At 36.6% G+C, this 23,681-nt stretch carries 18 protein-coding genes; 9 read left to right on the forward strand and 9 right to left on the reverse strand.

Going from position 1 to position 23,681, the window contains the following annotated elements:
• Positions 1 to 68 precede the first annotated feature (68 nt).
• The 6 genes from paaZ to FC091_RS04255 all read left to right on the forward strand — a co-directional run bounded on the left by paaZ (position 69) and on the right by FC091_RS04255 (position 9,017).
• Positions 69 to 2,609, forward strand: coding sequence for a phenylacetic acid degradation bifunctional protein PaaZ (gene paaZ, locus FC091_RS04230; protein ID WP_138433019.1), 2,541 nt, complete (start codon positions 69 to 71; stop codon positions 2,607 to 2,609).
• 61 nt (positions 2,610 to 2,670) lie between these two features.
• Positions 2,671 to 3,423, forward strand: coding sequence for an enoyl-CoA hydratase/isomerase family protein (locus tag FC091_RS04235; RefSeq protein ID WP_138433020.1), 753 nt, complete (start codon positions 2,671 to 2,673; stop codon positions 3,421 to 3,423).
• Between the two features lie 123 nt (positions 3,424 to 3,546).
• Positions 3,547 to 4,143: an acyltransferase gene (locus FC091_RS04240; RefSeq protein WP_138433021.1), complete on the forward strand. Its 597-nt coding sequence runs from the start codon at positions 3,547 to 3,549 to the stop codon at positions 4,141 to 4,143.
• A gap of 213 nt (positions 4,144 to 4,356) precedes the next feature.
• Positions 4,357 to 5,637 carry a dihydrolipoamide acetyltransferase family protein gene (locus tag FC091_RS04245; RefSeq protein WP_246035791.1) on the forward strand — a complete coding sequence of 427 codons (1,281 nt, stop codon included), beginning with the start codon at positions 4,357 to 4,359 and terminating at the stop codon, positions 5,635 to 5,637.
• Between the two features lie 115 nt (positions 5,638 to 5,752).
• Positions 5,753 to 6,820 carry a branched-chain amino acid aminotransferase gene (locus tag FC091_RS04250; protein WP_171032460.1) on the forward strand — a complete coding sequence of 356 codons (1,068 nt, stop codon included), beginning with the start codon at positions 5,753 to 5,755 and terminating at the stop codon, positions 6,818 to 6,820.
• Between the two features lie 121 nt (positions 6,821 to 6,941).
• Complete coding sequence (locus FC091_RS04255) at positions 6,942 to 9,017, forward strand: alpha-ketoacid dehydrogenase subunit alpha/beta (RefSeq protein WP_171032452.1); 2,076 nt, start codon at positions 6,942 to 6,944, stop codon at positions 9,015 to 9,017.
• Between the two features lie 57 nt (positions 9,018 to 9,074).
• Here FC091_RS04255 and FC091_RS04260 read toward each other — a convergent pair whose 3' ends face one another.
• The 6 genes from FC091_RS04260 to FC091_RS04285 all read right to left on the reverse strand — a co-directional run bounded on the left by FC091_RS04260 (position 9,075) and on the right by FC091_RS04285 (position 17,887).
• On the reverse strand, positions 9,075 to 9,266 hold the full coding sequence (locus FC091_RS04260) for a cold-shock protein (protein ID WP_076620155.1): 192 nt from the start codon (positions 9,264 to 9,266) through the stop codon (positions 9,075 to 9,077).
• 121 nt (positions 9,267 to 9,387) lie between these two features.
• A complete protein-coding gene (locus FC091_RS04265; protein ID WP_138433025.1) occupies positions 9,388 to 11,064 on the reverse strand; it encodes a SulP family inorganic anion transporter in 1,677 nt (558 codons plus the stop codon).
• A 118-nt stretch (positions 11,065 to 11,182) separates the two neighbouring features.
• A complete protein-coding gene (locus tag FC091_RS04270) occupies positions 11,183 to 11,749 on the reverse strand; it encodes a DUF4136 domain-containing protein (protein ID WP_138433026.1) in 567 nt (188 codons plus the stop codon).
• Positions 11,750 to 11,760: 11 nt separating this feature from the next.
• Positions 11,761 to 13,755, reverse strand: a complete 1,995-nt coding sequence (locus FC091_RS04275) for a urocanate hydratase (RefSeq protein ID WP_138433080.1) — start codon at positions 13,753 to 13,755, stop codon at positions 11,761 to 11,763.
• 14 nt (positions 13,756 to 13,769) lie between these two features.
• On the reverse strand, positions 13,770 to 13,931 hold the full coding sequence (locus FC091_RS15180; protein ID WP_171032453.1) for a DUF5522 domain-containing protein: 162 nt from the start codon (positions 13,929 to 13,931) through the stop codon (positions 13,770 to 13,772).
• A 368-nt stretch (positions 13,932 to 14,299) separates the two neighbouring features.
• Positions 14,300 to 17,887, reverse strand: a complete 3,588-nt coding sequence (locus FC091_RS04285; RefSeq protein WP_138433028.1) for a T9SS sorting signal type C domain-containing protein — start codon at positions 17,885 to 17,887, stop codon at positions 14,300 to 14,302.
• A 254-nt stretch (positions 17,888 to 18,141) separates the two neighbouring features.
• Here FC091_RS04285 and FC091_RS04290 point away from each other — a divergent pair, with 254 nt between their 5' ends.
• Genes FC091_RS04290 through hemL form a run of 3 tightly spaced genes read left to right on the forward strand, consistent with a single transcriptional unit; the run spans position 18,142 to position 21,130 of the window.
• A complete protein-coding gene (locus FC091_RS04290) occupies positions 18,142 to 19,029 on the forward strand; it encodes a 1-aminocyclopropane-1-carboxylate deaminase/D-cysteine desulfhydrase (protein WP_246035792.1) in 888 nt (295 codons plus the stop codon).
• Positions 19,011 to 19,841, forward strand: a complete 831-nt coding sequence (locus FC091_RS04295) for a glucosaminidase domain-containing protein (RefSeq protein ID WP_138433030.1) — start codon at positions 19,011 to 19,013, stop codon at positions 19,839 to 19,841. The genes FC091_RS04290 and FC091_RS04295 overlap by 19 nt, the downstream gene beginning before the upstream one ends.
• 2 nt (positions 19,842 to 19,843) lie before the next feature.
• Entirely contained in the window at positions 19,844 to 21,130 is a 1,287-nt protein-coding gene (hemL, locus tag FC091_RS04300) for a glutamate-1-semialdehyde 2,1-aminomutase (RefSeq protein ID WP_138433031.1), read from the forward strand.
• A gap of 54 nt (positions 21,131 to 21,184) precedes the next feature.
• On the opposite strand, the gene FC091_RS04305 is transcribed toward hemL, so the two are convergent.
• The 3 genes from FC091_RS04305 to FC091_RS04315 all read right to left on the reverse strand — a co-directional run bounded on the left by FC091_RS04305 (position 21,185) and on the right by FC091_RS04315 (position 23,623).
• Positions 21,185 to 21,529 (reverse strand): hypothetical protein, encoded by a 345-nt coding sequence (locus tag FC091_RS04305; RefSeq protein WP_138433032.1) that lies wholly within the window; start codon positions 21,527 to 21,529, stop codon positions 21,185 to 21,187.
• Between the two features lie 80 nt (positions 21,530 to 21,609).
• Complete coding sequence (locus FC091_RS04310) at positions 21,610 to 22,062, reverse strand: hypothetical protein (RefSeq protein WP_138433033.1); 453 nt, start codon at positions 22,060 to 22,062, stop codon at positions 21,610 to 21,612.
• 64 nt (positions 22,063 to 22,126) lie between these two features.
• Entirely contained in the window at positions 22,127 to 23,623 is a 1,497-nt protein-coding gene (locus FC091_RS04315) for a hypothetical protein (RefSeq protein WP_138433034.1), read from the reverse strand.
• Positions 23,624 to 23,681 lie beyond the last annotated feature (58 nt).

Raw genomic sequence — 23,681 nt, forward strand, 5'->3', positions numbered from 1 at the left:
GTAGATTAATGATAGGAGAACTGCTTCAAAAAAAACAAAGTCGATAATACATAATCTTAAACAGTAAGATGAAGAATAAAATTCAACACTACGTCCAAGGACAATGGACTACAGGAAAAGAAGAAGGAGCACCAATTTACGATGCTATAACAGGCGAACATTTTACAAATTGGGCTGTTGAAGGATTAGATATTCCTGAAGTTCTTCACTACGGACGCACAAAAGGAGGCGAAGTACTTCGTAAAATGACCTTTCAAGAGCGCGGTAATATGCTCAAAAAATTGGCACTTTACCTTACAAAGCGCAAAGAACAATTTTACGATTTAAGTTACAGAACTGGCGCAACGCGTGTAGATAGTTGGATAGATATAGAAGGTGGTTTTGGTAATCTGTTTGCCAATGCATCATTACGAAAATTATTTCCAAACAAACCATTCCACGTAGAAGGCGACCCAATCGATTTGTCTCGTGGCGGACGTTTTATGGCACATCATATAATGGTGCCAAAAAAAGGTGTTGCAGTGCACATCAACGCGTTTAATTTCCCGGTTTGGGGAATGTTAGAAAAGTGTGCTGTAAACTGGATGGCAGGTGTGCCAGCAGTAGTTTTGCCTGCGCCATCATCAGCTTATTTAGCAGAGGCAGTAGCGAGAGAAATTATTAATTCGGGTATTTTACCAGAAGGCGCACTTCAAATCATAAACGGGACAGTTAAAACCATTTTAGATACCGTCGAGTCTCAAGATGTCGTCACCTTTACAGGTTCAGCCGCAACTGGTCGCTTATTAAAAGCGCATCCAAGATTAATTGAAGAATCGGTGCCTTTCACTATGGAAGCTGATTCGCTTAACGCCTCTATTTTAGGCGAAGATGCAGTTCCTGGAACACCAGAATTCAAATTGTTCGTTAAGGAAGTTCGAAAGGAAATGACCGTAAAAGCTGGACAAAAATGTACGGCCATCCGACGCATTATTGTTCCTGAAAATTTAGTTGAAGATGTTCAAATCGCATTAGCAAAAGAGCTCGATAAAGTCACCATTGGCGACCCAAGACTTAAGGAAGTGAGAATGGGTTCATTGGTGAGTAAGCAACAAGTTGAAGCAGTGAAAAGTTCTATTGCAGATATCAGTAAAGAAGCTGAAATGGTTTATGGCAATTTGGATAATATTGAGACTATTGGAGCGGATGCCAACAAAGGTGCATTTATAAGTCCAGTGGTGTTTAGAACTGATAATCCTTTCCAGAATAGTGTTGTTCACGAGCGCGAAGCATTCGGACCAGTAAGTACCATTATGCCTTACAAGTCAATGGACGAAGCTGTGCAATTAGCACAAATGGGTAAAGGCTCGTTAGTGTCTTCTATTGCAACTTATGATGATAACATCGCGACGGATTATGTAGTTAATGCAGCGAGTCATCACGGACGTATTTTGGTGATTAATCGCGAAATGGCAAAACAAAGTACAGGTCACGGTTCGCCATTACCTTACTTAGTTCACGGAGGTCCAGGACGTGCTGGTGGAGGCGAAGAAATGGGTGGAATGCGTGGTATTAAACACTATTTGCAACGAACAGCCATTCAAGGAACACCATCAACCATCACTGAAATTACTGGCATTTATCAGCAAAATGCAAAATATAAAGAAGCTGAAGACCATCCGTTTAAGTACCATTGGGAAGACATTCAACCAGGAATGTCTTTAAAAACACACAAGCGTACGCTTACGGATTCCGATATTCAGAATTTTGCCAATTTAACTTGGGACCATTTCTATGCACATACAGATATAACCTCACTAGATGGCAGTATTTTTGAAAAACGAACAGCACACGGTTATTTTATAATTTCGGCTGCAGCTGGATTGTTTGTGTATCCAAATAAAGGTCCTGTAGCGGCAAATTACGGTTTGGATTCTATCCGATTTTTAAGACCGTTATACCACAACGATACCATTTATGTGCGTTTAACTTGTAAGGAAAAAGTAGATAGAGATGTGTCGTCAACAGAGCATCCAAGTGGTATTGTAAAATGGCACGTTGAGGTGTTTGATGCTAATTTTGAAAACCGACCAGAAAGTCAAAAAACAGACAAAGATAGTCCGTTGGTTGCAGTCGCTACCATTTTAACAATGGTCCAGAAAAAGCAAGAAACATTTGTTGAGATGACTGAAGAGAAAATTAACGAGTGCTTATCAAAGTTAAAAGCAGACACCAAACCAAAATGGGGCATTATGACGCCTCAACATATGATTGAGCATTTGGAGTACACTTATAAAATTGCATCTGGCGAAATTCAAGATTTTGAAATTGCCACACCAGAAAAGATTTTAGATAAGGTGCACGCAAGCTTGTATAACTATAGAAAGTTTCCGCAGAACACTCAATTTCCGCAGTTAGAAAAAGACACGTTAGACGATTTAAAACATCAAGATTTAGAAACAGCGATTGAGAAATTTAAGGAACAGCGTAAAAAATACATAGAGTTTTTCAAGGAAAATCCAGATGCTAAATTGAAGAATTTAGTATTTGGCGAGTTGAATCGTTACGAGTCCTATTTGCTTGATCGTAAGCACCTTAATCATCACTTTGAGCAGTTCAATTTGTTATAAAAAAATAATTAATGTCACCTCGAGCGCAGTCGAGAGGTCTCACAAATAAAACAAAATAATAATGAGCCAACCATACGTAAAATTAGAAATAGAAAACCAAATAGGATACATCGAATTTTTTCATCCTGCGCATAACTCATTACCAGGAAATATTCTGGCTGAATTATCACAAACAATAACTGATGCTGGAAATAATGAGAACATTAAAGTCATTGTTCTTAAAAGTGGAGGTGATAGAACATTTTGTGCTGGAGCAAGTTTTAACGAGTTGATAAATATCAATGATGAAGCCACAGGAAAAGTCTTCTTTTCAGGATTTGCCAACGTGATTAATGCAATGCGCAAATGTCCAAAATTTATCATTGGTCGCGTGCAAGGAAAAACCGTTGGTGGTGGAGTAGGTGTTGCTTCGGCAACCGATTATTGTATGGCAACAAAATTTGCAGCCATAAAGTTAAGCGAGCTAAACGTTGGTATCGGTCCGTTTGTTGTTGGTCCGGCTGTAGAGCGCAAGTTAGGATTAAGCGGAATGTCACAAATCGCCATTGATGCCAATACGTTTTATCCTGCAGAATGGGCAAAACAAAAAGGCTTATTTACACAAGTATTTGATACTACAGATGAATTAGATGAAGCCGTAAAAACCTTTGCCGAAAATCTTTGCAATTACAATCCAGAAGCAATGAATGAAATGAAAAAAATCTTCTGGCAAGGTACCGAAGATTGGGACATGCTTTTAGCTGAAAGAGCAGCCGTTAGTGGTCGTCTAGTATTAAGTGATTTTACAAAAGAAACATTAAAACGATTTAAATAAAGGGAAGCCCATCCTAACCTTCCCAAAAGGAAGGAAATAGTAAACATAGAAAATGAAAAAGTACAGAAGAGTAAGAACACAGGAGTGTTTTTCCCCTCTGGGGAAATTAAAAGGGGCTGAATTATGATTTACGCATTCCAAGGATACACACCAGTCGTACACGAAAGCAGTTTCGTGCACCCATTGGCAGCAGTCACAGGCAATGTCATCATTGGTAAAAACTGTTACATTGGTCCAGGTGCTGCCATTCGTGGAGATTGGGGGCAAATCATTTTAGAAGATGGTGTTAACGTGCAAGAAAACTGTACAGTGCATATGTTTCCGGGTAAATCTATTACCCTAAAAGAAAGTGCGCACGTTGGTCATGGAGCCATCATTCACGGAGCCAATTTGGGTCGTAATTGCCTCATTGGTATGAATACCGTAATTATGGATGATGCCGAAATTGGAGATGAAAGTATCGTTGGCGCAATGGCATTTGTTAAGGCCGAAACTAAAATTCCACCACGTAGTTTGGTGGTTGGTAATCCAGCAAAAGTCATCAAGCAGGTAAGCGACGAGATGATTGCTTGGAAAACTAAAGGAACGCAATTGTATCAGCAATTGCCAAAAGATTGTCACGAGACTTTGAGAGAAGTAGAACCATTTCGAGAAGTACCAAAAGATAGAATAGTACAAGAAAACACGTATGCTACATTACGTGATTTTATGAAAAAATAGAAAAGATGAACGTCACTTCGAGTGATTTTTGAGGGACGAGAAAATTGTATCGAGAAGTTTATAAGTAATTACGATCAAAATAAGTTTACTCGATTTAAAAATAAAGGCACAAACTAACAAACGCTAGTTAATGCGTTTAGCCATTCCGCACTTTATGCGGAATCTAAATTGAAGATAAAGACTATGTCTAAATTTGAACTAAAAATGCCCAAAATGGGCGAGAGCATCACAGAAGGAACCATCATTAATTGGTTAATCAATGAAGGCGATTCTTTTGATGAAGGCGATATTATATTAGAAGTTGCTACAGACAAGGTAGATAACGAAGTGCCAGCACCAGCAGCAGGAACGTTACTAGAAACCAAATACCAAGCAAAAGATGTGGTAAAAGTTGGTGAAGTTATCGCCATTTTAGAAGTTGAAGCGACGAATTCGAAGCAAAAACCTAAAGAAGAAGCTGCCACGTCGAGCGCAGTCGAGACGTCTCAAAAGAAAACTAAAAAGAAACGTTCCATCACATCGAGCAAAGTTGAGGCGTCAACTTCAAATTCATTTTCAGTCAATAATACAAATACATTCTTTTCACCACTAATCATTTCCATTGCAAAGGAGCATCACATTAGTTTTGAAGAACTAGCAAGAATTCCAGCAACCGGAAACGAAGGACGATTAAGAAAAAGCGATGTCTTTAATTATATCGAAGACGGCAGACCATACAAGTTTGCACAGCCAGTAGTACAAGATCCAACGGCTTATCGCATTCCGCAATTAACGTTCGATAAAGGCAAAGGAAAGATTATAGAAATGGATCGTATGCGCCAAATGATTGCAGATCATATGGTGTATTCTAAGCATACGTCACCTCACGTAACTGCTTATGTTGAAGCCGACTTAACCAATATGGTAAACTGGCGAAATGACAATAAAGTTGCTTTTCAAGAAAAATATGGCGAAAAACTAACGTTTACACCATTGTTTGTAGAAGCCGTAGCTAAAGCGGTCAAAGATTTTCCAAACATCAATGCGTCGGTAGATGGTAATAATATTATCGTAAAAGAAGACATTAATATTGGTATGGCAACAGCATTGCCAAGTGGGAATTTAATTGTGCCAGTGGTGAAAAATGCTGACACTAAAGACTTAAAAGAGTTAGCCGAAAACGTAAACGAGCTCGCTGGAAAAGCAAGAGAAAATAAATTGAGTGGTGACGATATCAAAGGAAGCACATTCACTATTTCTAACGTTGGGACGTTTGGAAGCGTTATGGGAACACCAATAATCAACCAACCAGAAGTTGCCATTTTAGCATTAGGAATCATTAAAAAACGTGCCGAAGTCATCGAAACAGAAGAAGGCGACGAAATCGCTATTAGAAGTATGATGTACTTATCACTGTCTTTCGACCATCGTGTTGTTGATGGGTATTTAGGCGGAAGCTTTGTGCGAAGAGTTGCTGATTATTTAGAACAATTTGATACGAATAGAAAAATATAAAAACGACGTCACTTCGAGTGATTTGTGAGTAATGAGCAAATTGTATCGAGAAGTAGTTAAATAGTTCTCGATACAAAATTGCTAAAGACAATTTCACTCGAACTGACGAAAAAATATAAATATGAATATTTCAATCAAAAAAACAGAAACATCAAAAGTTGATACTATCGACTTCAACAACATACCATTAGGAACCTCTTTCACAGATCATATGTTTATCTGTGATTATAAAGATGGAGAATGGCAAAACCCAAGAATAGAACCGTTAGCCTTAATTCCAACGCATCCAGCAGCAATGGCATTGCATTACGGACAAGCCATTTTCGAAGGCATGAAAGCGACGGTAAATGCCGACGGAACACCAATGCTATTCCGTGCCGATAAAAATGCAGCGCGTTTAAACTTTAGTGCAGATCGAATGGGAATGCCAAATGTTCCAGAAGAGTTGTTTGTAGAAGGCTTAAAACAGCTAGTGGCTATGGATAAAGCGTGGATTCCACCACTAGATGGTAGTGCCTTGTACTTACGTCCGTTTATGTATGCCGATGAAGCCTTTATCGGTATGCGTGCAGCCACAAGTTACAAGTTTATCATTATGGCATCACCAGCAGGACCGTTTTTTAGCAAGCGCATAAAATTATGGGCAGAAAAGAAATTCGTTCGTGCGGTAGATGGTGGTACAGGCGAAGCAAAAGCGGCTGGAAATTACGCGGCAGCAATTCGTCCTACAGAATTAGCAAAAGCAAAAGGTTACGACCAAGTATTATGGTTAGATGCTGTTGAGCACGAGTACATCCAAGAGGTGGGAACAATGAATATTTTCTTCAAAATTGATGGGAAATTCATCACGCCACGTCGCGATGGCGCCATTCTCGATGGCATTACCAGAATGAGCGTTATCGATATTTTAAAAGATAAAGGTTTTGAAGTTATTGAGCGTCCAATCACGCTTACCGAAATCCGAGAAGCATCAGAAAAAGGCCTTTTAGAGGAAGCTTTCGGGACAGGAACAGCCGTTGGTATTGCTTACATTCAGAGCATTGGTACAGATAATGGCGACATTCACGTCTCTGACGAAAGTCCGGTAGGATTAGATGTTAACAACACGCTAAATGCCATAAAAACCGGAAAAATTGAAGATAAATTCAACTGGATGATAAAGGTTGAAAAGGAATTAGTGTAAAGATAACGTCACTTTGAGTGATTTGTGAGGAACGAGCAAATTGTATCGAGAAGTAATTATTAAGTTCTCGATACAAAATTGCTTAAGACAATTTCACTCGAACTGACGAATAGATATAATGATGAATAAAGACATATTAAAAAAAGGATTTACCAACTTAGTAACCGCCAAAACAATGGCAGAATTGTATGAGGCCAACTTCAAAGTAGTTTCAAAATACGTGCACGCCACATCACGCGGTCACGAAGCCATTCAGACCGCTTTAGGAATGCAATTGTTACCTCAAGATTATGCGTTTCCGTATTATAGAGACGATGCAATGTTGTTAGCTTTTGGTATGACACCTTATGATTTAATGCTTCAGGTATTGGCTAAAAAAGACGATCCATTTTCTGGTGGAAGAACCTATTATTCGCATCCAAGTTTAAAAGATGCTGATAAGCCTAAAATTCCACATCAATCATCAGCAACAGGTATGCAAGCCATTCCTGCAACAGGTGTCGCGATGGGAATGCAATATTTGGAAAAGCAAAATTTAAGGAATCCTAATGTCATTCAGAGCGATAGTGAAGAATCTAAATTAAAACCAATCACGGTTTGCAGTTTAGGGGACGCATCAGTTACCGAAGGCGAAATTGCAGAAGCCTTTCAAATGGCGGCGTTAAAGCAAATGCCAATTCTATATTTGGTGCAAGACAATGGTTGGGATATTTCAGCCAATGAAGCAGAAACCAGAGCTCAAAATGCTGCAGAATATGCAAAAGGTTTTCACGGATTAGAAGCCATTTCTATCGATGGTGCTAACTTTATTGAAAGCTATGAAGCTCTAGAAAAAGTTATAAAAACCATAAGAGAAGAGCGTCGACCATTTTTGGTGCATGCTAAAGTGCCGTTATTGAATCATCATACATCTGGTGTGCGTATGGAATGGTATCGTGATGACTTGGAAGAAGCAAAATCTCGTGATCCATATCCTGTTTTAAAACAGCAAATGTTAGATAGTGGTTTCACTCAAAAGGATATAGATGCTATTGAAGCGGAAATAAAAACGTTGGTTGAAAATGATTTTCAAAAAGCTTTAAAAGCTGAAGATCCAACACCAGAAGATTTATTTACCCACGATTTTGCGCCAACGCCAATTACCGAAGAAAAAGGTGAGCGTTCGCCAGAAGGTGCAGAAAAAGTGGTGATGGTAGATTGTGCTTTATTCGCTGTAGAAGAATTAATGCGCAAGCATCCAGAATGTCTGCTTTACGGACAAGATGTTGGTGGACGACTTGGTGGTGTATTTAGAGAAGCAGCGACGTTGGCGCAAAAATTTGGTGACGACAGAGTTTTTAATACACCAATTCAGGAAGCATTTATCGTAGGTTCTACGGTTGGTATGAGTGCAGTAGGCTTAAAACCTATTGTTGAGGTTCAGTTTGCTGATTATATTTGGCCAGGACTCAATCAGTTGTTTACAGAAGTGAGTCGAAGTTGTTATTTGAGTAACGGTAAATGGCCTGTGAGTATGATTTTGCGTGTGCCAATTGGTGCTTATGGTAGTGGTGGACCCTACCATTCGTCTTCTGTGGAAAGCATCGTAACTAACATAAGAGGTATTAAAATTGCTTACCCAAGTAATGGTGCCGATTTAAAAGGTTTGATGAAGTCTGCTTATTACGATCCGAACCCAGTGGTAATTTTAGAGCATAAGGGCTTGTATTGGTCCAAAGTTCCTGGAACAAAAACAGCAACTTCTGTAGAGCCTGCTGAGGATTATATTTTACCTTTTGGAAAAGCATGGTTGCCACAGGAAATCTGGAAGCAAGACGATGTAGAAACGTGTACCATTGTAACTTATGGAATGGGTGTGCACTGGGCATACAATGCTTCCGGCGAATTAGATATGCGTGATCAAATTGAAATTGTAGATCTTAGAACGCTTTACCCTTTGGATAAAGATACTGTAATGAAGTCGGTTAAGAAAACAGGCAAATGTTTGGTGGTAACAGAAGAGCCGAGTGATAATAGTTTTGCGAGAGCATTAGCTGGAAAAATTCAGGAAGAATGTTTTAAGTATTTAGATGCGCCAGTGATGACGATTGGTAGCGAGAATATGCCTGCCATTCCACTGAATTCAACATTAGAACAAGCAATGATTCCTTCAACTGAAAAGGTGAAGACTAAGGTTAAAATATTATTAGATTATTAAAATAAAAAAAGCCTATCATTTTTGATAGGCTTTTTCATAAAAAGATTTTAAGTATAATTATATAACTTTTACATTAATTGCATTTAATCCCTTTTTTCCTTCTGTTAAATCGAATTCTACATTGTCACCTTCTCTAACCTCATCAACTAAACCAGAAATGTGTACAAAATGCTCTTTGCTGTTTCCTTCTTCTGTTATGAATCCAAAACCTTTAGAGTCATTAAAAAATTTTACTGTACCAGTATTCATATTAAAATATATTAAATTAAGTGACGAAGGTAGTCTAAATAATTGATAATCAATTATTTTTATTAATTTAATTTTGTTTTTAATTTTAATGGTCTAAGGCTTAGGTCTTAGCGCTTATCTTTTATAAATCGTATTCCGAAAGTGGTTTTGTAAATTCTTCAGGATTAGCTGCTAAATAATAGCGAGGATCATTGATGTCTTCTACAATAACCTCTTTAAACTTAGGGCTTGCTTTATACATTAAAGCTTTACAGTCTTCGCTAAGGTGTTTTAGTTTTAAACTCTTACCTGCAGCTTCATATTTGTTTACCAAATTAAAAATAGCTTCCATGGCAGAATGATCACTAACACGCGACTCTACAAAATCGATTTCAACATTTTCAGGATCATTTTTTACGTCGAACTTCGAATTAAAACTTTGAATAGATCCAAAGAATAATGGTCCCCAAATTTCGTAAGTTTTAGTCCCATCTGGTTGAAGACGTTTTCGTGCTCTAATCATTGTGGCGTTTTTCCAAGCAAATACCAATGCCGAAATGATAACACCAGCAATTACGGCAACGGCCAAATCTTTCCAAACTGTAATAGCAGAAACAGCAATAAGTACAATAGCATCAGAAATAGGAATCTTACGAATGATTCTAAAGCTAGACCAGGCGAATGTTCCGATAACTACCATAAACATTACACCGACTAATGCAGCAATAGGAATTTGCTCAATTAATGGTGCGGCAAATAGAATAAATCCTAACAAAGCGACAGCCGCAAAAGCGCCAGATAATCGACCACGACCGCCAGAATCTACGTTGATGATCGATTGACCAATCATAGCACAGCCACCCATTCCACCAAATAAACCATTTAGCATATTGGCACTTCCCTGAGCAATACATTCGCGATTACCATTTCCTCTGGTTTCTGTGATTTCATCTACAAGGTTTAAGGTCATTAATGATTCAATTAAACCTACTGCAGCTAGAATGAATGCTGTCGAAATAATGATATCCCAATGTCCTGCAAGTGTTCCGAATAATCCAAAAATCTGTTCTTGAAATGTTGGTAACCCACCTTTTAAACCTTTACCACCACCTTCTGCAATAAAAGAACCAACGGTACTCATTTCAATTCCACCAAAAATTGTAATACAAGCTACAACGACTATAGCTACTAAAGCAGCAGGAATTTTTTTGGTAAGTTTAGGTAGTCCATACATAATTCCCATAGTCAAACCAATGAAGCCCATCATTTTCCAAAAAGCTGCATTTGAAAATAATGCTGAGAACCATTCAGAAGTATTACCAAAAAATGAAATATCCTGTGGAACAGCATTAGGAAATAATTTTAATTGTGATAAGAAGATAACGATGGCTAAACCGTTTACAAAGCCCATCATTACAGGATGAGGAATAAGTCTTACAAATTTTCCAAGCTTAAAAATACCTGCTAAAATTTGAATACCACCAACAAATAATAAGGTAATAAATAGCCATTGAAGCCCAAGATTTTCAATTGGTGTATCTAAATTAATACCAACTTCATTTCCTTTTTGAATAAGATGCACCATAACCACTGCCATTGCACCTGTAGCACCAGAAATCATTCCTGGTCGTCCACCAAATAAAGCAGTAACGATACCCATCATAAAAGCACCATATAATCCAACTAATGGATCTACACCAGCAACAAAAGCAAATGCTACAGCTTCAGGGACTAATGCCAATGCAACTGTAAGACCAGATAAAATATCGTCTTTAGGGTTTTGTGTAAAATTCTTTCTTGTCGTTTGACCTAAAATCATAACAATTTCATTTTGAAGTCGGCAAAGATAGAATATTTAAAATAATAGCTACTTCTAAAATATTTAAACAAAAAAGCACTGCGTAATCAGTGCTTTAATTTTTTTATGTTTTAAGATCCTATTTTGATGGAGGAAATTGCTCTAAAGTTTTGGCTACAAACTCTCTGATACGTGCTTCTTTCTTCTCCACGTTTCTTGTTACTAGGTATCCAGTTCCGGAGCCTTGCCAGAATAATTCTTTTTTGTCAGTATCTATAAAGTCAATAAAGAGCATGCCTTCAGTCTGTGTTGAGACACTACTTCCGCCCCAGCCAGGTCCCCAACCAAATCCAGGTCCCCAGCCCCAGCCACCGAAGCCTCCCCAGCCCCAGCCACCAAAGCCCCAGGCATTATTGTAGACGTCTACGCGTTGGGTAGATTTTGTGAAAATACTAACAAGCATATCAGGGTTTTCAGACTTTGTCATTCCTTTTGCTAAAAGTTCAGCTTCAATAGCTCTAAGGATTCTTCTTTTATCGATATCACTTATTTCTGCTTTGTCAATTCCAGGCTTGAAAAACGCAAAGGTTTTGTATTGGTCAAAATTGGCTTCTCTGTCGTAATCTGCAGCTACTCTCACAGAGCTACATGACGATAGAAGAATAACCATAACTAAAACTGGTGTAAATTTGAGTAGTCTCTTCATATCACTTTTTTTTAAATATTTTTTAAAAGATCATCATCAACAGTGTTTGGCAATGTAACTTTTAAATTTGGTTCGGTTTCCATAGCGCGTTTTATAGCGAAAATGGCCCCCTCGTTTCTTGCCCAACTTCTTCTGGAAATACCATTATTTACATCCCAAAATAGCATTTGTTTGAGACGCGTTGATGCTTCTTTAGTACCATCAAGAACCATGCCGAATCCACCATTAATTACTTCGCCCCAGCCAACACCACCACCATTGTGGATGCTTACCCAAGTGGCTCCTCTAAAACTATCTCCTATAACATTGTGAATGGCCATATCTGAAGTGAAACGAGAACCATCATAAATATTACTGGTTTCTCGATAAGGTGAATCTGTCCCAGAGACATCATGGTGATCTCGACCTAAAATAACGTAGCCTATTTCGCCTTTATCGATAGCATCGTTGAAGGCTTGGGCAATTTTCATTCGACCTTCGGCATCTGCATAGAGGATTCTGGCTTGTGACCCTACGACTAATTTGTTTTCTTGAGCACCTTTAATCCACTGAATGTTATCAGCCATTTGTTGTTGGATTTCTTCAGGTGAATTTTTCATGATTTCCTCTAAAACTTCGCAAGCAATAGCATCGGTTTTTGCAAGGTCTTCTGGTTTACCCGAAGCACAAACCCAACGGAATGGACCGAATCCATAATCAAAACACATTGGTCCCATGATGTCCTGCACGTAACTAGGGTACTTAAATTCACGACCAATAGTAGTGTTTTCAGACATAACATCAGCACCAGCACGTGAGGCTTCTAGCAAGAAAGCATTTCCGTAATCAAAGAAATATGTGCCTTTTTCTGTATGTTTATTAATAGCAGTTGCATGACGACGTAAACTTTCCTGAACTTTAGTCTTGAATAAATCTGGATTATTTGCCATCATGTCGTTAGCATCTTCAAAAGATAATCCAACAGGATAATAACCACCAGCCCATGGGTTGTGAAGAGAGGTTTGGTCGCTTCCTAAATCAATATGAATATTTGATTCGTCAAACTTTTCCCATACTTCAACAATATTTCCTAAGTATGCTATTGATATTGTTTCTTTATTAGCCTGTGCTTTTTGTACTCGTGCTACTAATTCATCTAAATCGGTGATTTTTTCATCAATCCAACCTTGGTCTAATCGTATTTGAGTGATTTTGGGGTTTACTTCTGCACAAACCGTAATACAACCAGCAATATTACCTGCTTTTGGTTGTGCACCAGACATGCCGCCTAAACCAGAGGTAACGAAGATATGCCCTTTTGGTGATTTATTTATTTTTCTAAATCCGTTTAAAACGGTAATTGTAGTGCCATGAACAATGCCTTGTGGGCCAATGTACATGTAACTTCCTGCTGTCATTTGCCCATATTGTGTAACTCCTAATGCATTGAATTTTTCCCAGTCATCTGGTTTAGAATAGTTAGGAATCATCATACCGTTAGTGACAACAACTCTTGGCGCTTCTTTATGTGAGGGAAATAAACCCATAGGATGACCAGAATACATCACAAGTGTTTGCTCGTCATTCATTTCAGCCAAATATTTCATTGTAAGCCTGTACTGTGCCCAATTAGAAAACACAGCTCCATTGCCACCATAAGTAATTAATTCGTGTGGATGTTGTGCTACAGCATAATCCAAGTTATTCTGAATCATTAACATAATCGCGGCAGCTTGCTTTGATTTTGCAGGATACTCGTCAATTGGCCTTGCATACATTTTATAATCAGGACGCAGACGGTACATGTAGATACGACCGTATTTGTCTAATTCTTCCTTGAATTCAGGTAGTAAAGTGCTGTGGTGTTTCTTGTCGAAATAACGTAGTGCATTTTTTAGAGCTAATTTTTCTTCCTCAGGCGACAAAATTGCTTTTCTTTTGGGAGCATGATTTATTTTTGGGTCATACGTTTTTGGTTGTGGTAAGATATGTGGTATGCCTTCTAAAATCTGATCTTTAAATGATATTTCTGTTACTTGCATTATTTCTTTTTTAATTTCTCTTTGTTAAAACCATAAGGGCAATGTCTGCAGCCACTTTCGCAACAATAGCCTCGTTTTAGATGGTATTGCTCTGTAAAACAGCGATAGCCTTCTGGTGTTAGGTAGTAATCTCCTTCTTCTATTGGGACATATTTTTTCATGTCTTACAAAGATAATGTAATTTGGATTGATTTTTGAATAGACACTGTTGTGATATTGATTTCAAAATACTTGATACCTAGAGGTTATATTGGTATGACTGTTTTTCCTTTCATGTTTTTAAAAAGTAAAGCATTGAAAGGAAATGATATGTTGATTAATCATGAAAAAATTCACTTAAAGCAACAGTTAGAATTGTTGATTATTCTTTTTTTTGTACTCTACACTCTAGAGTTTTTATTTCGATTATTACAATATAAGAACTGGCATTTGGCATACCGAAATATTTCTTTTGAACGTGAGGCTTATTTAAATGAAAAAGACCTCAGTTACCTAAAAAAGAGGTCTTTTTGGAGTTTTGTAAAGTACTTTAAAAAATAATCTTAGCTACTTTTTGTTTGCCATCTGTTAGTTTAATTTTCAGCAATAGAGTGGCATTTTTAGGCAAAATAGGTTCAATAGAGAACCTGTTAACATTAACCGTTTTATTAGAGTATAATGTTCTTCCGAGCACATCATATACATCTATTGATGCAATGGTTCCGTAATCTGATTTCACGGTTATTTTTTCATTGTCTTCAAAAACTATTACACCACTCAAGGTGTCAAAGTCTTCTAGCCCAAGCGTTGAATTGGTAAACCTTAAAACAAATCGATCATTTATAATTCCTATTTCGCTTGTGAACGAATAAGGGGATTCCTTAATGTTGTGAATTGTATCATTTAGTAAATCTTCAATAAAAATATCCTGATTGCTATCATTAAATAATCCCTGTAATGTGTTAATTGCTATCGTGTGAATGCCAGATTCTGCGATGTTAAGGCCAAGAGGTACTTGGTCATTAGCATCAAAAGGTAATTGACGTCCTTGTATAAGAAATTCTTTTTCATCTATCAAAGAATAAAGATCTAGCCCATTTCCTGTAGTTGTATGGGCATCATACATTCGGTCTTCATCATTTGTAGCTCCGTCTACATAAGCTACCAAAGTTGTACTAGTTTGACCAGAAGGATTCACATAATCTAACCATATTCTATTGGCGGCCGAGCTATCCATGTTAGATGGATTACTCGTTCTATAAAACTGATTATTTGCATAAGCACTACTTCTCATAGTATTATCGAAGGTCACTGTTTCATTCGTAGTAGCAGTATCAGTCATTAATACGAAGAATCCTTGTCCAGCACCAATGTTGCCGTTAAACCCTAGTGGTGTAGATGCTCCACTTGAATTGTAGGCAACATAATCGGCTACGTTGTAGTTATAGACGTAATCATCATAAAATGGGTCTGTGTTTCCTGCTCCAATATCTGTTCCGTGTGTCCATAAATAAACACTTCCTGAGATATTACCATTATTGGTGTGAGTTAAAAAGTCTATAGCATTAATAGCCGAAGGATATGGATTACCAACAAGATTCCAATTATCATCGTCACTAGTTACTAACAGGAGATCATTTCCATAAGGGTTGTAAAAGTAATTTATACCTGTGTAAGTACCTCTCTCTATAGGCTGTACTATTGTACCATTGTTAGGTGTCCCAGAGAAGGTGGCTGTATAGTTTGAAGGAGTTGCTGTGTGTCCTGTAGGACCCTTTACGATGTAACCCTTACCAATATCCATTACGCCAGTATTATATCCTTGCCATTCGCCAAAAACCATATTGCCAGGTGGTCCAATACCTTGAAATAAAGTAGGAATCCATTCGTATTTGTATCCATTCGGCGTTCCAGGAGATATATTTTCAATATTGAAACTAATAACTGGGGAAGACCAATATACATAGTCATTAACTCTAATGTTGGTGTTTCTGTTCATAGTAAAAGTACCATCGACAGTGTTAGCTACATCATCAACTTGAACGAGACTAGAACTATCATCCATATTGTATGTACCGCCAGTTTCAACATCTATAAAATTTACAATAGTTAATGTAGAGTTTGGCTGTTGTGTTAAGGTAGCGCCATTTTCAATAGTTAGATTGAGTCCGTCTCCATCGCTTCCAGTATAAATTACGGGATCATTTCCTGTGTTTGGAATAATAACACAGTCTGCAGGTGTTGGTATTGCATCATCTGACCAGTTAAGAGGATCCATCCAATTATCGTTTGGTTGTGATCCGTCCCAAATTTTTGCACTGCCAGTGGAGACAATAACATCGTCTGTAATAACTAATGTACTAGCATTACATAGATTGTAAGTTACTTGTGCAGTATATGTAGTAGTAGATGTAGGGTTAACGCTTATAGTTGTTTGTCCATTGTATGTTGAGTCTAAGGTTCCGTCTACCAACCATTGTAAAGTAGCGATAGAGCTACCGCCAGATGGTGTAAAGCGCCATACTTCATTGGTCGTTGCCCAATTAGTGTCTAAGCCATTTCTGCAAGGAGCTACAACTGCAGCTGTTGCTCCCGGATTTTGTATACCAACGATAGCATTACCGCCATTCCATGGTCCATCGTCAATTACTTTCTCTTCAATATGAACTTCAACAATATTTGTATTTTCATATAATACCATCATTGCTGTATGACGCTTGGTATTTGAGCCAAAATTACCATTATCCCACATTGGAATATCGTCCCAAAGAATAACTAAAGCATTGCAGCCATTTGCATTAGTGGTACCAAAACTTATTGTACCACCAACACTCGGATCGATATCATGATAAACTCCATAAATAGTGTTTTCAAATAATGCGCCAGTAGTACTGGGTAGATTATCACTAAATGAAAATCCAGAACCTGTATTAGCTAGACTAGAATCAAAAGATATGGCGCCATTAGCACCAACAACAAACTGGGAAACAGAATTACCATAAAAACAAAAGTCAAAAGGTATATTGTAAGCGAGGTTAGACCATCTGTCATCAGATGAAAGTGCAACATTGTTTGTGGCTGCTGCGGCAAAAGTGTCGAATACGGTTTGGTCCCATGTAATTAAATCAACATCATAATCAGAGGTGTCTCCAAGATCTGTATATGCTGCGGTTAAGTCGACAGGACCCGAGCCAGAACCACATGAACCAACAGTAGCAGAATCTGGTGTAACATCAACAGCTGGGCAAGCTGCTGCAGTTATAGGTGCTGGTAGTACACAAGGCGAATCAGTTCCCACACAAACATCAAAATTAGCAGCATCAGAAGAGTCGCTAAACCAACCATAAACCCTAACGTAATAAAGATTTCCTATGGTTAATCCTGTTAAATTTAGAGTATTAGGGTCGCTATCATCCACAAAAGTCAGTGCACTACAGCCCAAAGTCCCATCATAAACACCAATGCCCATATCTGTACTGCCATTAACCAAAACAACATTGAGTAATGAAACTACATGGGCTGTGTCAGTTGCAATAAAACTGTACCAAACATCATTGTTAGGTGTTCCAGTAACATCATCAGCTTGAGGTGATGCTGTTGCACCTAAAGTAGTTCCTGCCGTAGTTACACCACAATTTAAGTCAGCATTAACAGTTAGAGCTGTTGCACCAGAGCATTCATCGTTAGTTACTGGAGGTGGTGGATCTGCAATTAGCGTTACAGTAATATCGCCGTTATCAAGGAAGCCACTAGTTTGACAATTATATCTGTTTAGTTGGATGCGATAATCACCAGTAGCAGGTGGGATAAAGTCAATTGAAGCTGCAGTTCCTGTACAAGCAGGTCCACCATCATCATTATAATCCATAAAAGCACCAGCTGCAGTTCTTATAGTCATTTGTGTATCAACACCAGATCCACAATTTGACACTCTATACGTGGCATTGGCAATCATGTTTGTTACCCTAAAATTTCGTCTACCACCATCATTTAGGGCTGGTGTGCAAATAATAGAATTTCCTACTACGTTTGGTGCAGCAGTTGTACATTGATCAGTTCCAAAGGAAGGACACTGCGCAATGACGCTGGTTGTGAAGCATAAAAATATAAAAATCGGAGCGAGTAAAAATTTCTTCATCAGCAATAACGTTAATATTAGAATTACTAGTTTTATGGCTTTCTAGTAAATACATATTCCATTAGTAGTTGTCTCATTAGCAACCACATAAATTTGGCTGGTTAACATGAAGAAAGGTTAACACATAATTATCCTATATAAAGCGGATAATATATTATAAATAGCAGATTATGTAGGGATTATGGGTAAATGTAAAAAAAATAAAATTAATTTAACATTTTAATAATGAAAATGTTAGAAAAATAGGTGTTCGGTTGATAAAATTAGAATTCAGTAATATTAGTATTGATAATCAGTTGTTTGTAAAGCCTGAGTATCTTATTCACCCTTTTATATCTGGAAATAAGTATAGAAAACTCAAATACAATCTTCAAAAAGCTAAAGCACTACATAAAGATTTGCTCTTAACTTTTGGAGGAGCTTATTCTAACCATATTGCTGCAACTGCTTACGCAGGTAAATTATATGGATTCAAAACTATTGGTGTTATAAGAGGCGAGGAGTTGGTGAATAAAGTAGATTCTAATCCTACTTTAAGGTTTGCTGAAGATTGTGGAATGCAATTTAAATTCATTGATAGAGAAACATACAGGAACAAGTCAGATAAAGACTTTGTTGAAAATCTTAAAACAGAGTTTGGTGATTTTTACTTAATTCCTGAAGGCGGTACTAATCAACTAGCAGTAAAAGGTTGTGAAGAAATTTTGAATGAAGATGATAGTGATTTTGATTTTATTTGTTGTTGTGTCGGCACAGGTGGCACGATTTCTGGATTAATAAATTCTGCAAAGCCACATCAGAAAATATTAGGTTTTCCGGCATTGAAAGGTGATTTTATCCGAGAGGATATTCGTAAATTTGCAAAAAAGGATAATTGGGATTTAATAACGGATTACCATTTTGGTGGTTATGGAAAAATAAAGCCTGAATTAATCACGTTTATTAATGACTTTAAAAAGAAATATCAGATCCCTCTAGATCCTATTTATACAGGTAAAATGATGTTTGGTGTTTTTGATTTGATGGAAAAACAGTTTTTCCCAGAAGACGCAAAAATACTAGCGATACACACAGGTGGTTTGCAAGGAATAGAAGGGATGAATATAAAATTGAAACAAAAAGGATGGCCTCAAATAAAATAAAAACTAATCTAAAATATGTAATCTTAGTTTTTGCTATAGTTGCGTTTTCATGTGGACCAAAAAAAGGTATTGTGACTAAGAAAAAACAACAGAAAGAAAAGACAGAAACAGTAGAGGTGACAAAAAATGAAAAAACTGATGAAGTTAAAACCCCAGAGATAGAGGCAGAGGTTAAGCCTCCAACATCTACGGCTGTGTATATAGCAACTTATGCTGATATTGCTAAAGAGGAAATGCGAAAATATAAGATTCCTGCAAGTATTACATTAGCACAAGGAATTCTTGAGTCTGCATCTGGTAAGGGTAGACTTGCGGTAAAGGCGAATAATCATTTTGGTATAAAATGTCATGGTTGGACAGGTGCAAAAATCTATCACGATGATGACCGTTCTCAAGAATGTTTTAGAAAATATAGAGAGGCAAAATCTTCTTATGAAGACCATTCAAAATTTTTGACTGGAAGAGGTCGCTATTCTGATCTTTTCAAATTAGAACAAGATGATTATAAAGGTTGGGCAAGAGGCTTAAAAAAAGCGGGTTATGCCACTGATAGAAAATATCCTGATAAACTTATTAGCTTAATTGAGCGTTACAAACTTTATAAATACGATCAGGAAGTTCTGGGTTCAAAAGAAGACAGTATTAAAATTGTAAGAGTCAATAGCGGAACAACCATACATATTGTCGCCAAAGGTGATACGTTATACTCCTTGTCAAAACGCTATAATACCACTGTAGATGCTATAAAAAGTATGAATAGATTAAGTTCTAATACCTTGGCTATCGGTCAAGAATTAAAGATTCCAAATTAAATATGTTATATCAAAGAAGTAGTGCTTTGTTTAAAGAGGCACAGAACGTTATACCAGGTGGAGTAAACTCGCCAGTACGAGCATTTAAAGCTGTAGGAGGTACGCCAATTTTTGCAAAATCAGCAAAAGGCGCTTACGTCTATGACGAAGATAGAAATCGTTTTATAGATTATATTAATTCTTGGGGGCCAATGTTATTAGGTCATGCTTTCCCTCCGGTTGTAGAAGCTGTAATTGAAAAAACAAAAGAAGGAACCTCTTATGGAATGCCAACCGCTTTAGAAACAGAAATTGCTGAATTAGCAGTCTCTATGGTGCCTAATATTGATAAAATTCGTTTTGTGAATTCTGGGACAGAAGCCTGTATGAGCGCTATTCGTTTAGCACGAGGTTTTACTAAAAAAGATAAAATTATAAAATTTGCTGGCTGCTATCATGGTCATAGCGATTCGTTCTTAATTGCAGCAGGTAGTGGTGCAGTTACTTTTGGTACACCAAATAGTCCTGGAGTAACTCAAGGTACTGCTAAGGATACTCTTTTGGCAAGGTATAATGATATTGAAAATGTAAAATCATTAGTTGAAGCAAATAAAGATGAAATTGCTGCTATCATTGTAGAACCGGTGGCTGGTAATATGGGGTGTATTCCTCCAGTTGAAGGCTTTTTAGAAGGCTTAAAAGCAGTTTGTGATGCTAATAATATGCTGTTGATTTTTGATGAAGTGATGACAGGTTTTAGACTTGCTAAAGGAGGGGTTCAGGAGTTAAAAGGGGTAGATGCAGATATCGTGTGTTTTGGTAAAGTAGTAGGTGGTGGTTTGCCTGTTGGAGCCTTTGCTGCAAGAAACGAGATAATGAATCATTTGGCGCCTTTAGGGCCTGTATATCAGGCTGGGACTTTAAGTGGTAATCCTTTGGCGATGGCAGCAGGATTGGCGATGCTTAAGGCAATTAATGCAGACAAAGGTCTAATGAATAGGCTAGAGGAGAAAACAAAATACCTTCATAATGGTATTACTGAGGCTTTAAATAAAAATAATGTAACACATAGTATCAATAGAATAGGCTCAATGATTTCTGTTCATTTTTCTGATGAGCCAGTTGTGGATTTTGAAAGTGCTGCCAAGGGGAATAATAATACTTTTAAGAAATTCTTTCATGGCATGTTAAACAAGGGGATTTATATTGCTCCGAGTGCTTTTGAAAGCTGGTTTATCACAGATGCCTTAACCTATCAAGATTTAAATGAAACCATTGCAGCTGTTGAGGAAGTTGCAAAAGAGTTATAATAAAAAAGCTTCGCATTGCGAAGCTTTTTTTTGTTTTCATATCTAATAGAAAAGCTATAGGGTTTTTAAATTTTCTTCATAGAAAGCTTCGTAGCGTTCGTATTGTGTTTCATTTAAAATGTCTTGCATTTTAGTGTCTAGAAGTGTCTTTATTTTTTCAACAGCACCTTCCTTTACAACTGAAGCATTTTTTAGATCTAGTGTAGCTTGAGTAAACTCTTGTAAGGCTAAATAAACTTGATCTTTTTGATTGTTATCACATTTAATGACTTTTGCAAGTGCTTCAGTTTGTTCAGATGCTTTTTTGTTTACTTCAATTTTGTTGGATTGTGCCATTAAAGACCCAGTTCCTAAAAACATTGCAAAAACAAATAAGCCTAAAGTAAATATCTTTTTCATTATGGATTGTTTAGTTAAATCAGGTTACTAAAATAATAATTTTATTTAAACCTTTGGTATTTATTCTTGTGTAGAACAAATTAATTCTTTGTTCTTAACTTTTTCTGTTTGGTTTTATGCTTAACCTTAGTGTTTTCTTGATAACTCTTAAATTGCTCTTGAGTTAGAACATCTTTGAGTTTAGAGTCTAAGGTCTCTCTGTTGTTGCTTTTGTGTTTGGCAATTTTTTGTTTGATTTCCTCTTTATTTTCCTCGTTTTTTGAATCAATCAATTTTTTAATTTTCTGCTTGCTTTCAAGTTCTTCTTGGAAATGATCTAGATAAATATCATAAACTCTTCCTTGTTGCTCAGACGAAAGATTAAGTTGTTTGGATAACCTATAAGTTTCAGTTTTAGCCAATACTTTTGGGTTGTCATTTTGGGTCAACTTTTGTTGGTCTTTCTCAGTTGTCTCTCTTTTAATTTCAATTTTTTCTTGGGCACCAAGATTAAATGCTACAAACGATAGAAGGATTAAAATTAATTTTTTCATCTTTAATTGATATAAGATTTAGAACTTTAAAAATAGTGATTTTTAAGATGCTGTCCGCACAGTACTAAGAATTTATAAGATTTAATGTTGTGTTGTAGAGTGAATTATCTTCTGTTTTATTCTTTAGCCAAGCATAAAAACTTATGACGAAAATGTCTTCTTTGTGTATCGTGTTCGATTCAAAAGTCGATTTTAATTTTAACGAAAAATCAGTATTTATCATAATTTCGGGTTTTTGATACAAACGTTCGGCATAGTTAACAAAGCTTAATATTCTGGTTTGATTAATTTGCTTTAGGTAAGATGTGTATTTGCGTTTAAAACTTTTTAATCTAGAATAGAATAGGTCGTCTTCATTCAATTCTATGTAAAGTAAAATTTCAGCAAGATTTTTTTTAATTACCCAATCTATACCAGCTTTTTCAATATAATATTGGTCTGTGTGATAAAATTTTGCAAGTACAGATTTTGCTTTTGAAAAATCTTCTTTCTGAAAGTGAAACATTAAAAGAGAAAGATGTAAATCTAAAAGCGCCTCTATGTCGCTATGTTTTTTCTTAATGACCTGTTCAGCAATGTCTATGGCTTTATTCTGATTATTTAGGTAATTGTAGTTTAGGGCTTCTACTAAGGTTTTCTTAAGTATAAACTCTTTTTGGTAGGTTCCTTTTTTTAGCTTCATCAGTTCTTCCATTTCTTTAATATAGCTTAATGAAGCTTCAAATTTTTTATTTCTAAAGAGCGTATTTGCAATAATATAAACGATTTGTATTTGGTAAAACAACTGCTTCTCTGTATCCTTTTTGTCTTTTAGGATGTTATAGCTTTTTAAAACAAAATTTTCAATTTCATAATATCGATTTGTAGCCAATGCAGAGATATTAGCAATCGCCAAAATTTGATATAAGGATTTAAAGGAAAGTGATTCACTCAATTCAATGTCGTAATCTTGAAGAATAGATTCTAGTTCTGCTTCAAAATTAATGGCTTTTCCTTGGTAGCTCATAGAATTTAATACAGACTTTAGTTGAGCGTAAACAATATTCAACTGATCCTCCAGAATATGCTTTTTTCTATTCTCTTTTTGCTTAAGGATGAGGTTGTCTAGGTTTATTTTTTGATAATTTGGTGCGTACTGAATCTTGGTATGGTAGATTTCATTAAGAATTGGAAAGAGTAAATGTTCGTCTGCCAAACGTTCTGCCTTATCCAGAATTTTGTAGGCAATCTCATAGTTTTTTTGAAGCAGATAAGTGCGAGATGCAAGTATGTATTTAATAATCTGCATATCTATTGAATTCTCGTCTTCCAGATTTTTATTGGCAGTGAAATCGATTAAAGATTGAAAAAGACGTTTCCTTAAAGCGTGATATGCATTGCAATTATCAACTTTATATAGCTGATAACAAATGGATTTAGAATCTGATTCAGGTTTTGTCATTAACCTAAACAATTCAATATTCTTTGTGTCCTTACGCTTGTTTTTTTGTTGAAGGTAAGCGGTGAATTTTAGTTGATCTTCTACGCTAAAGGCATCTATGATTGATTTTAATGCTATCATTTAATCGTCATTAAAAAATATAATATTATCAATAAATATAGTATAAAAATGAAATAAA

Origin of the sequence: Winogradskyella algicola (assembly GCF_005869935.1) — a bacterium.
Classification (GTDB): domain Bacteria; phylum Bacteroidota; class Bacteroidia; order Flavobacteriales; family Flavobacteriaceae; genus Winogradskyella; species Winogradskyella algicola.

What these genes read in the sequence shown, in the direction of transcription:
- FC091_RS04305 (WP_138433032.1), bottom strand. Translation starts at nt 21,529, where the DNA reads ATGAAAAAGATATTTACTTTAGGCTTATTTGTTTTTGCAATGTTTTTA.
- FC091_RS04260 (WP_076620155.1), bottom strand. Translation starts at nt 9,266, where the DNA reads ATGAATACTGGTACAGTAAAATTTTTTAATGACTCTAAAGGTTTTGGA.
- FC091_RS04315 (WP_138433034.1), bottom strand. Translation starts at nt 23,623, where the DNA reads ATGATAGCATTAAAATCAATCATAGATGCCTTTAGCGTAGAAGATCAA.
- FC091_RS04255 (WP_171032452.1), top strand. Translation starts at nt 6,942, where the DNA reads ATGAATAAAGACATATTAAAAAAAGGATTTACCAACTTAGTAACCGCC.
- paaZ (WP_138433019.1), top strand. Translation starts at nt 69, where the DNA reads ATGAAGAATAAAATTCAACACTACGTCCAAGGACAATGGACTACAGGA.
- FC091_RS04240 (WP_138433021.1), top strand. Translation starts at nt 3,547, where the DNA reads ATGATTTACGCATTCCAAGGATACACACCAGTCGTACACGAAAGCAGT.
- FC091_RS04295 (WP_138433030.1), top strand. Translation starts at nt 19,011, where the DNA reads ATGGCCTCAAATAAAATAAAAACTAATCTAAAATATGTAATCTTAGTT.
- FC091_RS04310 (WP_138433033.1), bottom strand. Translation starts at nt 22,062, where the DNA reads ATGAAAAAATTAATTTTAATCCTTCTATCGTTTGTAGCATTTAATCTT.
- FC091_RS04245 (WP_246035791.1), top strand. Translation starts at nt 4,357, where the DNA reads ATGGGCGAGAGCATCACAGAAGGAACCATCATTAATTGGTTAATCAAT.
- FC091_RS04235 (WP_138433020.1), top strand. Translation starts at nt 2,671, where the DNA reads ATGAGCCAACCATACGTAAAATTAGAAATAGAAAACCAAATAGGATAC.
- FC091_RS15180 (WP_171032453.1), bottom strand. Translation starts at nt 13,931, where the DNA reads ATGAAAAAATATGTCCCAATAGAAGAAGGAGATTACTACCTAACACCA.
- FC091_RS04285 (WP_138433028.1), bottom strand. Translation starts at nt 17,887, where the DNA reads ATGAAGAAATTTTTACTCGCTCCGATTTTTATATTTTTATGCTTCACA.
- hemL (WP_138433031.1), top strand. Translation starts at nt 19,844, where the DNA reads ATGTTATATCAAAGAAGTAGTGCTTTGTTTAAAGAGGCACAGAACGTT.
- FC091_RS04270 (WP_138433026.1), bottom strand. Translation starts at nt 11,749, where the DNA reads ATGAAGAGACTACTCAAATTTACACCAGTTTTAGTTATGGTTATTCTT.
- FC091_RS04265 (WP_138433025.1), bottom strand. Translation starts at nt 11,064, where the DNA reads ATGATTTTAGGTCAAACGACAAGAAAGAATTTTACACAAAACCCTAAA.